Genomic DNA, 12836 nt, shown 5'->3' on the forward strand with positions numbered 1-12836 from the left:
TCAGCCGGTCTGCTCCACAGCGGTCTGCTCCACGGCGGTCTGCTCCACGGCGGTCTGCTCCACGGCGGTCTGCTCCACGGCGGTCTGCTCCACGGCGGCCTGCTCCACGGCCCGCTGTTCCGTGACGTCCTTGCAGGTCACCGACAGCGGCGTTCAGGCCGAGGCCCGCCTGATCACCGGCAGACGCTCGGGCCCGTTCAGGCAGTGGCGTGCGGGCCGTCCGGGCGGTCCTGGCGCTGGGCGACCGTCTCGCGGCTCAGCTCCTCGGTCTCCGACTCCGGCAGCCGTTCGAATCCGTCCTCGGTGATGACGGCGAGGATCGGGTAGATGCGGCGGTTCAGGTCGGGGCCGCCGGTGGCCGAGTCCTCGTCGGCGGCGTCGTAGAGCGCCTGCAGTGCGGCCGGGGCGGCCTGCCGGCGGGACATCCCGGGCACGAACAGCTTCTTCAGGGCGCCCCGGGCGTACGGGGCGCCGGAACCCTCGGCGTGGAAGTCCCGCTTCTCGTACAGGCCGCCGGCGACGTCGTAGCCGAAGATGCGGCCGTTACCGCCTTCGCCGGCCGTGCGGTCGTAACCGACGAGCAGCGGGACGACGGGGAGGCCCTGCATGGCCTGTCCGAGGTTCTGCCGGATCATGGTGGCCAGGCGGGTCGCCTTGGCCTTGAGGGACATGGGGATGCCCTCGACCTTCTCGAAGTGGGTCAGTTCGACCCGGTAGAGCTTCACCATGTCGACGGCGAGTCCGACGGTGCCGGCGAAGGCGACGGCGGTGTGGTCGTCGGTCGGGTGGACCTTCTCCAGGTCGCGCTGGGCGATGAGGTTGCCCATGGTCGCGCGGCGGTCGCCGGCGATCAGGACGCCGTCGCGGAAGGTCAGGGCGAGCACGGTGGTGCCGTGCGGGAACCGGTCGGGGGCCGCGCGGACGCCGTCGGGGAAGGGCGGTGCGGTCGGCAGCAGTCCGGGGCGGTGGGCGGCCAGGAACTCGGTGAAGGACGAACTCCCGGGTGTGAAGAACTCCTCGGCCGGCAGGCCCGCGATGTCGTGTTCCGCCATGTCACTCCCCCTTGTGTGGCGCACCGGGACACCGGTGTCCTACCTGGTTCGGGCGGGAGGGAAACTCCCGTCCGCTCACAGGGCCTTGCGGCGCATCAGTACCGTCAGCACCAGCAGGCCCGGCATCAGCGGCAGCCACACGGTCAGCAGCCGGTAGCCGAGGACGGCGGACGCGGCGGTCGCGGCGGGGGCGCCGGACGCGGTCAGCGCGAAGGCGAGCGCGGCGTCCAGCGAGCCGAGGCCGCCCGGGGTGGGCAGCAGGGCGGCCGCGCTGCTGGCGGCGAGGTACAGCAGGGCCGTCTGCTGCGGGGGCAGGGGCAGTTCGACGGCCTGGGCGACGGCGACGACCACCGCGCAGTGCAGGGCGGCGAAGGCGAACGAGCCGCCCCACAGGGCCGTCGCGCGGGCGGGGCAGACGTGCACGGCGCGGATGTCGGCCAGCAGGCTCGTCACCGCGCGGTGGCAGCGCGCCCACAGCGGTCCGGCCACGAGCACGGCGAGCAGGGCGACGGCGCCGAACCCGAGGACGAACGCGGCCGGGGAGACGTGCGGGACGCGCAGCAGACCGGGGCAGGCGAGGGTGAGCAGCACCATCAGGGTCAGCCGGGCCACGGCGCCCGCACCGGCCTTGACGGCGAGCGCGCCGGCCGAGCGGCCGGCGGGCAGTCCGCAGCGCATCAGGAACCTGAGGTTCACCGCGCCCGCGCCGAGCCCGGCGGGCAGCAGGTGGTTGGCGGCCGAGGCCGCGAACTGCGCTGCGAGCAGCCGCGATCCGGGCAGCCGCAGGGTGACGGCGCCCTGCTGGGCGAGCGCCGAGGCGGCCCACGTGCCCAGGGCGGCGACCGCGCCGACGAGCAGCCACCCCGGGTCGGCCACGGCCAGCCGGCCCGCGCCGGTCCGCACGGCCGACCAGTGCCGCCGGCCCACGTAGAGCGCGCCGAGCAGCACCGCGAGGCAGAGGGCACTCTGCCAGCAGGCCCGCCGCCCGACGACGGCGGCGAGACGCACCGGGTACGCGACGAGCGGCCTGCCGGGAGACCGGACGTCGTCACGGGCGGCCTCCGCCGCGACGGGCCCGCTCATCCGCCCGCCTCCGCCGCGACGGGCCCGCTCATCCGCCCGCCTCCGCCGCGTAAGGAGTCATGCGTACCCGCCACCGTGCGCGTGCGGGGTCGCGCCGGGTGGGGTGCGGGTTGCCGGCCATGATCACCCCTCAGCTCCTACGACTCTTGCGACATGGAGGGACATCGTCACCCTACAGTCTGTAGGGGTAGAGGGGAGGGCCTGGGAAAACAGGGACAAACTACCGTGGATCGCGAGGGCGTGCCGGGTACGTACCGCCATCCGGGCGACGGCCCTACGCGCTGTAAGGTTGGGGCATGGCTGGCACAGGGTCCCGCGACAGGGCGGAGCGGCGCGGCGCCGGGGCGCTGGAGAGCGAGGTACTGGCCGCTCTCTGGGCCACCGAGCGGCCGTTGACCCCTGCGGAGATCCAGACCGACATCGGTGGCGGGCTCGCCTACAACACGGTGCACACCATCCTCAAGCGCCTGTACGACAAGGGGCTGGTGTTGCGGGACGCCGACGGGCGGCGCGGCGCGTACCGGCCGGCCAAGAACGCGGCGGAGCTGACCGCCCAGGCGATGCACGAGGCCCTGGACCGGGGTCCTGATCCGATCGCGGCGCTCCAGCAGTTCGTGACCGGTCTGAGTCCCGAGGAGGAACGGGCGCTGCGCGAACTGCTCGCCGGGGGCGGCGTATGAGCTTCGACGTCTACACCCCGCTGCTGCTGTCCGTGCTGCTCGCCGCGGTCGGCCCGTCGATCGGCCGGCGCATGGCGCCCGCGCTCGCGGCGCGCGTGCTGACCTGGACGGCCGTGCTGACCGCCGCGGCCACCACGTGGTCGCTGGTGCTCCTGGCCACCGCGCTGCTCGGCGACGCGCCGCCGCTGGTCGCGGAGGCCCGGGAGGACGGCCGCCGGCTGGTCGACCCCGTGCCCGAGCTGATCGGGATCGCGGCCGGTGCCGCTCTCCTGGTCGTCGCCGGTCGGGTGTACCGGGTGGTCCGGAGTGAGCGTGCCACGCGGCGGGCCCTGCGGAGCCTGTGCGCGGGGCATCCGGCCGGCACCGAACTGGTCGTCGCCGCGTCGCCGGCGGCGCGGGCGTTCGCCGTTCCGGGGCGGCCGGGCCGGATCGTGGTGACCTCCGCGATGCTGGGCGCGCTGGAGCCGGCCGAGCGCCGTGTCCTGCTCGCGCACGAGCGGGCCCATCTCGCGCACCGGCACGGCATGCTGGTGACCGCCGCGAGGCTCGCCGCCGCGGCCAACCCGCTGCTCGGCCCGGTCCGTTCCGCGGTGACCTTCCTGGTGGAGCGGTGGGCGGACGAACGAGCGGCGGACGAGGTCGGGGACCGTCGCACCACCGCCCGAGCGCTGGCCCGCGCCGCGCTCAGCGCGCACGACGCCCGCCCCTGCGGCGCCCTGCACTTCTCCGACCGCGCCGTCACCCGCCGCATCGCGGCCCTGCAGACGGCCCCGCCCCCGCACCTGTGGTCCGCGGCCCTCGCCGTCCTCGCCCTCGGCACCCTCCCGGCCCTCGGCGCCGCCGACGCCACCAGCGACCTGCTCGGCCTGCTGTCGGGCGTGCCGATCTGAGGCGTGCCGACCTGAACGGACGGTGGTCCCGGCACCGGCGGCCCCGAGCGGACGGCGGCCCCGGCACCGACGCCACTGAACGGACGCCGATCCCGAGACCGCCGTACCTGAGCAGGGGTCGACACCGGCACCACCAGACCTGAGCGGACGCCGATCCCGAGACCGCCGTACCTGAGCGGACCCCGGCGCGCGGTTCAGCCGCCGTTCGGCACCCGGTGCAGGGGCTGTTCGGGGGCCGGGCGGGACGGGAGCGGGGGTACGGCGCGCACCAGTGGCTCCTCGGTGCGCACCGTGAACGTCTCCCCGTGGTGGCGCAGGGTGAGCGGCGGGCCGTCGAGGAGCGTGTACGTCGCCTTGTCCTCGCCGATCTCCACCCTCAGGCGACGGCCGCGGAACTGCAGGTGGAAGGCGAGCCGACGCAGCCGCTCCGGGAGACGCGGCGCGAAGCCCAGCCCCTCACCGCCGCGGCGCAGCCCGCCGAAGCCCGCGACCAGTGCCATCCAGGTCCCGGCGAGCGAGGCGATGTGCAGTCCGTCCCTGGTGTTGTGCTCCAGGTCGTGCAGGTCCATCAGGGCGGCCTCGGTCGTGTACGCGTAGGCGAGCCCGAGATGGCCCGCGCGGGCGGCGATGACGGCCTGGCAGCAGGCGGACAGGGAGGAGTCGCGGACGGTCAGCGGCTCGTAGTAGGCGAAGTTGCGGGCGATCTGCTCCTCCCCGAAGAAGGAGTCGCAGGTGTACATGGCCAGCACGAGGTCGGCCTGTTTGACGACCTGCTTGCGGTACAGGTCGAAGTAGGGGAAGTGCAGGAGGAGGGGGTACTGGTCGGCGCGGGTGCCGTCGAAGTCCCAGCGCTGGTAGCGGGTGAATCCGGCGTGCTGCTCGTGCACCCCGAGTTCGTCGTTGTACGGGACGTGCATCGCCTCGGCCGCGTCCCGCCAGCCCGCGCTCTCCTCCTCGTCCACGCGCAGCCGCTCCGCCTCCCGCGGGTGCCGCAGGACGGCGTCGGCCGCGGCCAGCAGGTTCTGGCGGGCCATCAGGTTGGTGTAGGTGTTGTCGTCGGCGACCGCGCTGTACTCGTCGGGGCCGGTGACGCCGTCTATGTGGAAGACGCCGTGGTGGTCGTGGTGGCCGAGCGAGCGCCACAGCCGGGCCGTCTCCACCAGCAGCTCGACCCCCGTCTCCCGTTCGAAGCGGGTGTCGCCGGTGGCCTCGACGTAGCGGACGACCGCGTCGGCGATGTCGGCGTTCACGTGGAAGGCGGCGGTGCCCGCCGGCCAGTACGCCGACCCCTCCGAGCCCTCGATGGTCCGCCAGGGGAACGCCGCCCCGCCGAGCCCGAGCTGCGCCGCCCGCTCCCGGGCGGCGTCCAGGGTGTTGTACCGCCAGCGCAGCGCCTCGGCGACGGCCCCCGGGGCGGTGTGGGTGAGCACCGGGAGCACGAACATCTCGGTGTCCCAGAAGGCGTGTCCGTCGTATCCGGAGCCGGTCAGGCCCTTGGCGGGGATCGCCCGCTGCTCGGCGCGCGCCCCTGCCTGCAGCACATGGAAGAGGGCGAACCGGACGGCCTGCTGGATCTCCTCGTCGCCGTCCACCTCGACGTCCGCGCCGTTCCAGAAGTCGTCGAGGTAGGCCCGCTGGTCGTCGAGCAGGCCCTGCCAGCCGTCGTGCGCGGCAGCCGCGAGCGCCGCGTCGACCTGGTCGGCCATCGCGGGCAGCGAGCGGGCGGCGGACCAGCCGTGGGCGACGAGCTTCTCCACCCGGAGCGTCTGGCCCGGCTCCAGCACCGAGGTCACGGTCAGCCGGGCGACGTCGCTGCCGCTCTCGCTGCGCGTCGAGGTGCGTTCGGGACCGGAGACGGCGTGGTCCGCGGCCACGGCGACCCGCAGGCCGCTGCGCCGGGTGCGGTGCACCAGGCGGAGCCGGTTGCCGGAGGCGAAGCCGTCCTCCTGCTCCAGCGGCGAGCGCACCACCATCGCCGTGCGCGGGTCGCCGTCGGATTCCGGCAGGCTCTCGTTGGCGACCAGTTCGGACTGGACCACGATCCGGCTGGGCCGGTCCACGGCCTCCACCTCGTAGGCCACGGCGGCCACCGCCCGCTGGGTGAGCGACACCAGCCGGGTGGAGCGCACCCGGACCGTGGAACCCGCCGGTGACGTCCACTCGCAGGTCCGCTCCAGCACCCCGCGCCGCAGGTCCAGGACGCGTTCATGGGCCACGAGCCGGCCGTAGCGCAGATCGAACGGCTCGTCGTCCACCAGCAGCCGCAGGATCTTGCCGTCGGTGACGTTGATGACGGTCTGCCCGGACTCCGGGTAGCCGTAGCCGGCCTCCGCGTACGGCAGCGGGTGCACCTCGTGCACCCCGTTGAGGTAGCTGCCCGGCAGCCCGTGCGGTTCGCCCTCGTCCAGGTTGCCGCGCCAGCCGACGTGGCCGTTGGACAGCGTGAACACCGACTCGCTCTGGGCCAGGACGCCGAGGTCGAGTGCCGTCTCGCGCACCGCCCACGGCTCGACCGTGTAGGACCGGTCCGTGATCACCGCTTGCCTCCCAGCTCCGCGAGGTCCTTCACGACGACGCTCGCGCCGTGCGCGTACAGCGCGTCGGCCTGGCCGGTGCGGTCGACGCCGACGACGTAGCCGAAGCCGCCCGCGCGCCCCGCGTCCATGCCGGCGAGCGCGTCCTCGAAGACGGCCGCCCGCTCCGGTTCGACGCCGAGGTCGCGGGCGGCGGCCAGGAAGGTGTCGGGGTGGGGCTTGCCCGGCAGGTGCCGCTCGGCGGCCACGACACCGTCGATCCGCACGTCGAAGTAGTGCTCGGCGCCGACGGCACGCAGCACGTCCCGGCAGTTGGCGCTGGAGGACACGATCGCGGTGCGCAGGCCCTGCGCACGGACCGCGTCCAGATACCTCAGCGTGCCCTCGTAGGCCTCGACCCCGCCGGTGCGGATCTTCTCCAGCAACAGGACGTTCTTGCGGTTGCCGATTCCGTGCACGGTGAGGGCGTCCGGTGGATCGTCGGGACTGCCCTCCGGCAGATGGATGCCGCGCGAGTCGAGGAAGGCGCGGACCCCGTCGGCGCGTGGACGTCCGTCGACGTATTCGTCGTAATCGGCGACCTCGTCGAACGGCCGTGCCCCCGCGCCCTCGTGGGCGCGCAGGAACGCGTCGAAGGTCTCTTTCCAGGCGGCCGCGTGCACCACGGCCGTCTTGGTGACGACTCCGTCGAGGTCGAAGAGGCAGGCCTGGATGGCGTCGGGCAGACCGAGCTGAGTCATACCCGGCACTCTTCCCTGCACGCCACCCCGCGGGGCGCGGAACGGGCAGACAAGTGGCGAGCGCCACATCCGGTGGGCTCAGCGAGGCGGTGGGAGGTGGTGCGGTGGGAGGTGCGACGGCGGAAGGTGGAACGGTGGGAGGTGGAACGGTGGGTGGCCGGCCGACCCGCACCGTATGCCGCCCGGCTCGCCGGTGACACACTCTCCTGTGTGCCCCTGACCTTCGACGACCTCCTCCTGCGCGCCCGTGCCCTCGCCCGGGGCGGCCGGCGCGCGATCCTCGGCATCGCGGGCAGTCCGGGCTCGGGCAAGACGACGCTGGCCGAACACCTGGTGCGCGCCCTGAACGACGGAGGCCCGCCCTGGGCGGCGCACGTGCCCATGGACGGCTTCCACCTCGCCGACGCCGAGTTGGACCGGCTGGGTCTGCGGGACCGCAAGGGCGCGCCGGACACCTTCGACGCGGCCGGCTACGCGGCGCTGCTGCGACGGCTGCACGAGGACACCGACGACGTGGTCTACGCGCCCGGCTTCGAACGGGTGCTGGAGCAGCCGATCGCCGGAACCATCCCGGTGCCGCCCACCGCCCGGCTGGTGGTGACCGAGGGCAACTACCTTCTCCTGCGAGAGGGTTCATGGGCCCGGGTACGACCGTGCCTGGACGAGGTGTGGTTCTGCGAGATCGACGAGCAGGAGCGCGTACGGCGTCTGGTGGCCCGGCACGAGGAGTTCGGCAAGGAACACGACACGGCCGTGGCCTGGGTCCTGGGCACGGACCAGCGCAACGCCGACCTGATCACGACGACCCGGGACCGGGCCGACCTGATCGTGCCGGCAGCCGCGCTGCCCTCCCCGAGCCAGGTACCGGGCATCGAGGCCTGAACTAAGCCGCCTTGGGCCGCTCCTCACGCATACGCGGGTCGGACTCGTCCGCGCCCTCGAAGGGCAAGGTCTCGTCGTGCCCGAAGTCGGGAGCCTGGAAGGGGTTTGTCGTCGGAGGCGGCGTTGCTGAACCGGAGCACCGGGGTTGCCCCTCCAGAGCGGAGAACAGCGGCGTCAGATCGATGGGAGGTCTCTTTTCCGTTACAGGTCCCTGACCGGGCCTGGTGTGCCGTGACCGGGCACAGCGGTCCTACAGCTTGGTCATCTTGGAGTACGGGCTCAGGATCCGCATCTGCGCCGAGCCGAAATCCACCAGCGCGGCGATGCCGTCCTCGATGCCGATCACCCGGCCGAGGCCGTACACGTCGTGCGTGACCTGGTCCCCCATCGCGAAGTGCTTGGGAGCCGGTGCGACCGGGGCCTTGAACGGGCTGGTGGGCAAGTGACGCTTCGGTGCAGCGGGTTTTGTCATGGCTCAGTATGCGCCTTCGAGCGACCCGCTCGCTGTGGCCATCGGCACAGATCCAGCCGGAGACCACCGCGTCACACCGCTGACCTGGGGTTTCACCCTTCCACATCACCGCGAGTTGTCGTCCCTGATACGTAACCGCCGGACCGTAGGAGTTGCGCGCCATCGGACAGCACATAAGGGGAGATCGTGAGCCGACCACTGCTGTTCCTCGACGTGGACGGGCCCCTCAACCCTTACGCGGCCAGGCCGGAGCGGCGCCCCGACGGCTACACCACACTCGGAGTGCCCCAGGGCGGTGGGGCGCCAGAGGGTCATCGAGGAGTCTCGCTCCGTCGGGGGCCCCTGCGGGTCTGGCTCAATCCGGAGCACGGGCGAGCCCTGCTCCGGCTCGACTACGAGCTGTGCTGGGCCACCACATGTACCGATGCCAACCGGTGGATCGGCCCGGTGCTCGGGCTTGCGGAACTGCCGTTCGTCGATTTCGGCGACGCCTTGTCCCAGGACCGCCCCGACGGAGTCCACTGGAAGACCGCTCCCGTGGTGGACTACGCCAACGGCCGTTCCTTCGCCTGGGTGGACGACGAGCAGAGTGATCCGGACCAGGCGTACGTGGCCGCCCATCACCGCGGACGTGGACTTCTGCACCACGTCGACCCGCGGATCGGTCTGCGCGAGGACGACTTCCGGGCCCTTGCCGACTTCGCCCGTTCCGGGGGCACTTGGCCTCCGGGGCGGTGAACACCGGCCGGACGCGGGCCGTACTCGTATACGCGGCGGAAGGCCTGCCGGTACGACGCACAGGGGCGGATGATGGCGAGCGAACGGCGCGCGGCCGCCACGACGGGACACACGGACCTGGCACCGGGGACACCTGAGGTATCAGGGACACCTGAGGCACCTGAGGCATCAGCAGGCGTGGCGCCTCGGGGACCCGCCGATGCGCCCGGCGGCGGGACCGCCCGGAGCGCTGTCCGGGCCCGGCTGCGTGCCGCGTACGACGGGCTGGGCCGTCGGAGGCGATGGCTGGTGGCCGTGGTCGTGGTGTTGCTGCTGGCGCAGATGGCCGCGGCGATGATCACCACGGCCGTCGAGCAGACGCCCACCATCGACGAGCCCGTGTACGTGGCCACGGCCACCGACTATCTGCACGAGCACCGGCTGCGCTACAACCCCGAACACCCGCCGCTCGGCAAGCTGTTGATCGCGGCCGGGGTCGCGGTGGCGGACCCGCGCATGGACCCGCCGTACCCGGGCACCCAGCAGGACGTGGGCCGGCATCTGCTGTACGAGTCCGGGAACGATCCCTGGCGGCTGATGCTGTGGGCGCGGTTGCCGGTGATCGTGCTGACGCTGGTGTTCGGGCTCGTCGTGTGGGCGTTCGCGCGTGAAGTGACCGGTACCGCCGGTGGGTTGGCGGCGCTCGGGCTGTACGCCTTCTCCCCCGACGTGATCGCGCACGGCTCGCTGGCGACGCTGGACGTACCGGCGGCCGGTTTCGTGCTGACCTCGGCCTGGCTGGTGTGGCGGGCGCGGCGGCGGCCGGTGCTGTTCCTGCCGCCGGCCGGTGGTGCCCTGGGGGCGGCCGTGGCGACCAAGATGAGCGCGCTGCCCGCGGTCCCGGTGGTCATGCTGCTCGCGGTCGTGTCGGTCCGGGCCGCCCGGCCGGGCACCGAGCGGTGGCGGAAGGTACTGGTGGGGCTCGCGGGGGCGGTGGTCCTGGCGGTGGTGGCGGGCGCCGTGGTGTGGGCCGCGTATCTGGTGGTCGATCCCCGGCTTCGGTTCGACCCGGCCGAACCGGTGCCGTCCGTGCACGGGCTGCGCGCGCGGCTGACCGGCCTGCTGCCGCTGCCGCCCGCGTACCGGGCCGGGATGGGGATGCAGTTCGCCCTGGAGGACCGCCCGTGGCAGGGCTATCTGTTCGGACATCTCTACACCGGTTCCCGCTGGTACTACCTGCCGGCCGCCCTCCTGGTGAAGACGCCGCTCGGGCTGCTCGCGCTGGGTGCGGCCGGTGCCGTCGCCGCCCTGGCGGTACGGCGACTGCGGCCGGTGGCGCCGTACCTGCTGCTGCCGCCCGCCGTGCTGCTGGCCACCGCGATGACGGGCTCGCGGGACTTCGGAACGCGGTACGCGCTGTTCGTGCCGATGTTCCTCGCGGTGACGGGGGCGTGCGTGCCGGCCCTGCGCCGGCGCTGGGCGGGACCGTTGGCCGCGCTCGTGGTGCTGGGCGTGGCGGTGAGTTCGCTGCGCACGTTCCCGTACTACCTGCCGTACTCCAACGAGGCGTTCGGCGGGCCGGCGGCCACGCATCGGCTGCTGCACGACTCGAACGTGGACTGGGGGCAGGATCTGGGCCGGCTCGCCGACCGGCTCCGGGAGCGCTATCCGGGCGAGCGGGTGTGGCTGGTCTACAAGGGCAGCGGGGTGCCGTCGTACTACGGCGTCCACGGCGACGATCCGCGCCAGGTGCCCCCGGACCGGGTGCACGGGCTGCTGGTCGTGTCCGACTCGGCGGTCGCCAAGGCACGCGGCCGGCTGGCCGGACTGATCGACACCAGCAGAGCGATCGATCAAGTGGGCGATTCGATCACCGTGTATCGCAGGTGAGGCGGCCGGCGGATCACAACTCCCTGGTCACCGCGGTGGGTGAGCTATGTTGATTGGTCGTGGGAGACAAAGTTGACGGGCCAGTACCCTCACCGCAGCAGGCACGCGCCCAGGCATCGGCGATCACTTCGGGCAAGACCGCCCCGGAGGTCGAGGCCGCGCCGACCTCCCAGCTCAGAGAGCTCTTCGACGGCCCCCGGCTGTCCCCGGGGCAGCGCCGTGTCGCCCAGTACCTGATCGAGCACATCAACGAGGCAGCGTTCCTGTCGATCACGGAACTGGCGGACCGCGTCGGCGTCAGCCAGCCCTCGGTCACCCGCTTCGCGGCGGCCGTCGGCTTCAGCGGCTACCCCGCGCTGCGGGAGAAGCTCCAGTCGATCTCCCTGTCGACCCTGGCCGGCGCCCCGGGCGAGGTGAACCGCGCCAATGAGCTCCAGGCGGCCATCGACGCCGAGATCGAGAACCTGGAGAACCTGCGCCGCGACCTCGCCGACCCCGACCGGGTGATCCACATCGGCCGGGAGCTGTCCCGCTCGACCCCGCTGACCGTGCTGGGCCTGCGCATCTCGGTGTCGCTGGCCGAGTACTTCGGTTACGCGGCCCGCCGTATCCACCCCGATGTGCGGCTCGTGACCCGGGGCGGCAGCGTGGCCTACGACGCGCTGCTGCAGTCCCGCGAGGCCGGCGGCACCTGGGTGCTGGCGTTCGCGATGCCGCGGCACGCGCAGGAGACCCTGACCGCGCTGCGGGTCGCGCGCGAGGCGGGTCTCAAGGTCGCGCTGATCACCGATCTGGCGCTCGGCCCGCTCGCCGACGAGGCCGACGCCGTCTTCGCCTCCGGCACCGGCTCCCGCCTGGTCTTCGACTCCTACTCCGCGCCCGGTGTGATGGCCGCGGCACTGCTCCAGGCCATGACCGACGCCGATCCCGAGCGCACGCAGGGCCGTCTGGAGAAGTACGAACAGGTCGCCGACCAGCAGCAGTTCTTCCTGAAGGACTGACGATCCAGCTCTGTGAGCGCTTCGGACCGCCGACCGGGAGCCGTCACGTAGGGGGATCATCCGCCATAAAGCACGCATGAATGTTTTCATACGCCTTGCAAAGCCGACGGCATATATAAATACTGCTCACGGATCGCGCCCGGCCGACTCCGGGCACTCCACCCATCCGCGAGCCCACCGCTCGCGGACCGCCCCGAGAAAGCCGACGGACCGCCGATGCGCACGCACACACACCCGCAGCGCCGGTTCCTGACGCCCGGGGCCCTTGTACGGACACCCGAAGCCGCCGTCCCCTACCCACGTCGGTGCCCGGGGTGTCCGATGGCGCGTCGCCCAGGCGAGGCGCCCGTGGCGGCCCCGGTCATCCCCTAGACCGGGGCCGCCCCAAACCCGTCGGACCACCCCCACGACGACGCACACCGGAAGCGATGGCCATGCCCCTGACCACCACGCGCATCAGCCCCGACTGGCCCTGCCAGGTCAAGACGCCCGGAAGCTACGACTGGGAACGCTCGGCGACCAAGTGGCTGCGCGACCTGATCCCGGCCCGCTACTCCAGCTACCCGGCCCTGATCCGGCACCCCGTGCTGCTCGCCCGGCACGCGCAGATCCAGGTCCAGCAGGAGATCCGCGTGGCACGGACGGCCCTGCAGACCGCGCGCGCCGAACTGCCCGTGCTCGGGCTGCCCGAGTCGGTGATCGAGCACACGATCAAGCTGTACGCCGCCGAGGTCATGCAGCTCCAGCACATCGCACGCAGCGTCCGCGCGGTCTCCGAGGCGCTCGCCTCCCACAGCACCGGCCGCTGAGCGACACCGCCCACCGGACAGTTCCGGCCGCTGAGCGACACCGTCCGCCGGGCGGGCAGGCCGCCCTCAGTCGTCCCTACGTTGTT

At 72.8% G+C, this 12836-nt stretch carries 13 protein-coding genes; 7 read left to right on the forward strand and 6 right to left on the reverse strand.

Features of this window, described 5'->3' with window-relative positions:
* The 3 genes from ACGFYV_RS03135 to ACGFYV_RS03145 form a co-directional block, all read right to left on the reverse strand.
* The gene (locus ACGFYV_RS03135; RefSeq protein WP_393876589.1) at nucleotides 1–141 is read right to left on the reverse strand and encodes a hypothetical protein; all 141 of its coding nucleotides are present in this window, start codon (nucleotides 139–141) and stop codon (nucleotides 1–3) included.
* A gap of 56 nt (nucleotides 142–197) precedes the next feature.
* Nucleotides 198–1052 carry a proteasome subunit beta gene (gene prcB / locus ACGFYV_RS03140; protein ID WP_393876590.1) on the reverse strand — a complete coding sequence of 285 codons (855 nt, stop codon included), beginning with the start codon at nucleotides 1050–1052 and terminating at the stop codon, nucleotides 198–200.
* Between the two features lie 75 nt (nucleotides 1053–1127).
* On the reverse strand, nucleotides 1128–2135 hold the full coding sequence (locus ACGFYV_RS03145) for a lysylphosphatidylglycerol synthase domain-containing protein (protein ID WP_393876591.1): 1008 nt from the start codon (nucleotides 2133–2135) through the stop codon (nucleotides 1128–1130).
* 296 nt (nucleotides 2136–2431) lie between these two features.
* Here ACGFYV_RS03145 and ACGFYV_RS03150 point away from each other — a divergent pair, with 296 nt between their 5' ends.
* Together ACGFYV_RS03150 and ACGFYV_RS03155 are read left to right on the forward strand one after the other, a co-directional pair.
* A complete protein-coding gene (locus ACGFYV_RS03150; protein WP_393876592.1) occupies nucleotides 2432–2815 on the forward strand; it encodes a BlaI/MecI/CopY family transcriptional regulator in 384 nt (127 codons plus the stop codon).
* Entirely contained in the window at nucleotides 2812–3705 is an 894-nt protein-coding gene (locus tag ACGFYV_RS03155; protein WP_393876593.1) for a M56 family metallopeptidase, read from the forward strand. Before ACGFYV_RS03150 ends, ACGFYV_RS03155 begins: the two co-directional genes overlap by 4 nt.
* 194 nt (nucleotides 3706–3899) lie before the next feature.
* Here ACGFYV_RS03155 and ACGFYV_RS03160 read toward each other — a convergent pair whose 3' ends face one another.
* Entirely contained in the window at nucleotides 3900–6242 is a 2343-nt protein-coding gene (locus ACGFYV_RS03160; RefSeq protein WP_393876594.1) for a glycoside hydrolase family 65 protein, read from the reverse strand.
* Nucleotides 6239–6979: an HAD family hydrolase gene (locus ACGFYV_RS03165; RefSeq protein WP_393876595.1), complete on the reverse strand. Its 741-nt coding sequence runs from the start codon at nucleotides 6977–6979 to the stop codon at nucleotides 6239–6241. The genes ACGFYV_RS03160 and ACGFYV_RS03165 overlap by 4 nt, the downstream gene beginning before the upstream one ends.
* Before the next feature lie 210 nt (nucleotides 6980–7189).
* Here ACGFYV_RS03165 and ACGFYV_RS03170 point away from each other — a divergent pair, with 210 nt between their 5' ends.
* On the forward strand, nucleotides 7190–7861 hold the full coding sequence (locus ACGFYV_RS03170; RefSeq protein ID WP_393876596.1) for a nucleoside/nucleotide kinase family protein: 672 nt from the start codon (nucleotides 7190–7192) through the stop codon (nucleotides 7859–7861).
* A 250-nt stretch (nucleotides 7862–8111) separates the two neighbouring features.
* Here ACGFYV_RS03170 and ACGFYV_RS03175 read toward each other — a convergent pair whose 3' ends face one another.
* Nucleotides 8112–8333, reverse strand: coding sequence for a hypothetical protein (locus tag ACGFYV_RS03175; RefSeq protein ID WP_109497023.1), 222 nt, complete (start codon nucleotides 8331–8333; stop codon nucleotides 8112–8114).
* Between the two features lie 186 nt (nucleotides 8334–8519).
* On the opposite strand from ACGFYV_RS03175, the gene ACGFYV_RS03180 reads away from it, so the two are divergent.
* From ACGFYV_RS03180 to ACGFYV_RS03195, 4 genes are all read left to right on the forward strand, one after another.
* Complete coding sequence (locus ACGFYV_RS03180; RefSeq protein ID WP_393876597.1) at nucleotides 8520–9071, forward strand: hypothetical protein; 552 nt, start codon at nucleotides 8520–8522, stop codon at nucleotides 9069–9071.
* Between the two features lie 321 nt (nucleotides 9072–9392).
* Entirely contained in the window at nucleotides 9393–10940 is a 1548-nt protein-coding gene (locus ACGFYV_RS03185; RefSeq protein WP_393876736.1) for an ArnT family glycosyltransferase, read from the forward strand.
* A gap of 59 nt (nucleotides 10941–10999) precedes the next feature.
* Nucleotides 11000–11941 (forward strand): MurR/RpiR family transcriptional regulator, encoded by a 942-nt coding sequence (locus ACGFYV_RS03190; protein ID WP_393876598.1) that lies wholly within the window; start codon nucleotides 11000–11002, stop codon nucleotides 11939–11941.
* A gap of 428 nt (nucleotides 11942–12369) precedes the next feature.
* On the forward strand, nucleotides 12370–12750 hold the full coding sequence (locus ACGFYV_RS03195) for a hypothetical protein (protein WP_393876599.1): 381 nt from the start codon (nucleotides 12370–12372) through the stop codon (nucleotides 12748–12750).
* The last annotated feature ends 86 nt before the right edge of the window (nucleotides 12751–12836 follow it).

The organism is Streptomyces sp. NPDC048297, from assembly GCF_043201585.1.
Taxonomy (GTDB): Bacteria; Actinomycetota; Actinomycetes; order Streptomycetales; family Streptomycetaceae; genus Streptomyces.